The 1,667-nt window shown below is 38.0% G+C and carries 1 protein-coding gene; it reads left to right on the top strand.

Features of this window, described 5'->3' with window-relative positions; genetic code table 11:
- A partial coding sequence (locus tag RLO81_RS00565; RefSeq protein ID WP_350105729.1) for a TonB-dependent receptor occupies positions 1–1,667 on the top strand: 1,667 nt, incomplete at both ends.

Here is a 1,667-nt window from a genome sequence, read left to right as displayed (position 1 = left end):
GACGAGAAGAATAAACCAATTGAAGGCGTCTCTGTTCAGGAACAAAATAATAACAAAGGTGCTATCACCAACGAATTAGGTCAATTTGAATTACGTCTTATCGAACCAATCTCTGACTCTACAATTATTGTTTTTTCTCATGTAGCCCATGAAACATTGTCTTTAAAGTTCGGTGAAGTTAAGGCATTGCAGACCATCCAACTTAAAAGCAAAACTTCCTATTTAAAAGAAATCAGTATAAGTGGCGAGCGTGAAAGAGAAGCAATCATAACGAAGATTCAACCTAAGAGTATAGATGCGTTAACCACACCATTTAAAGAGTTTAATAAGATTCTCGCTACACTACCTGGTGTTTCTAGCAACAATGAATTATCATCAACATACTCAGTGAGGGGTGGTAATTATGATGAAAACCTGATTTATGTAAATGACATTCCTATTTACAGGCCCTTCTTGGTGAGTAATGGCCAACAAGAAGGCCTTAGTTTTATAAATAACGACCTTGTTTCTTCAGTAGAGTTCTCGGCTGGCGGATGGCAACCTAAATATGGTGACAAGCTCTCATCTGTACTGAATGTAACTTATAAAGAGCCGGAAGAATTTCATGCATCTGCGAGCATCGGTCTTTTGGGTGGATCTGTACATGCCGAGGGTGTTGGCATTGAAAACAGAATGAGTTATGCGCTAGGGGTGCGCCACAAATCATCTCAATACCTACTGAATACGTTAGAAACCCAGGGTCAATATTTACCTAAATTCACTGATTATCAGTCAATTGTAAATTTTAAACTGGGAAAACCTGGTAATGAAGATAAAACCAAATTAAGTGTACTATCCTCTTACGCAAGAAACAGATATTTAGTAAGACCAGAAAGCAGAGAGACCGAGTTTGGTAACTTTAATCAGTCGCTCAGATTGTTTGTGGCATTTGAAGGACAGGAAACCCTTGAGTACGATACTTATCAAATTGGGTCTAAGCTTACCCATAAGTTTAATTCAATTTGGTCTTCACAATTGGTTGGGTCAGCCGTCTATGCAGTTGAAAGAGAATATACAGAAGTTGAAGGTGGCTATCGATTGTGCGATGTGGATAAAAACATTTCTTCATCAACCTTTAATGATTGTGTCTTTATCAGAGGTATAGGTACTAACTATGATTACGGTAGGAACAACCTTACGGCTGAGCTTATTAATGTTGAAAACAGGAATTCAATTGAGTTAAATAAACACAAAGTTGAGTTCGGCTTCGGATATAGTCGCCAATTAATAGATGATCAGCTGCAGGAGTATAGCTTTACTGATTCTGCTGATTATGTTACCGATGTTAATGCCGTTCAGTCTGATGCAGATTTAGCCTCAAATCAATATTCAGCTTTTGTTCAGAATACTATTACAGTAAGCAAGAAGATTTTTTCAACGATTGGTATCAGGGCCAATTATTGGGATTTAAATAATGAGCTTTTGCTAAGCCCTCGAGTGCAAGTCACATTTATACCTAACCAAAGGCTTAAACTTACAACGGCCTTTGGAGCATATTCTCAACCTCCATTCTACAGAGAGTTACGGGCATTTGATGGCTCCATCAACAGGAATTTAAAAGCCCAAAAATCCGTACATTTCATTACAGGCATAGAATATAATGTAGAATGGTGGGGTAGGCCATTTGT

This window comes from Fulvivirga sp. (genome assembly GCF_040220315.1).
In the GTDB taxonomy this organism is placed as follows: domain Bacteria; phylum Bacteroidota; class Bacteroidia; order Cytophagales; family Cyclobacteriaceae; genus Fulvivirga.
The sequence above is the reverse complement of the archived record's forward strand: the minus strand, read 5'-3'. Positions and strand labels throughout refer to the sequence as shown.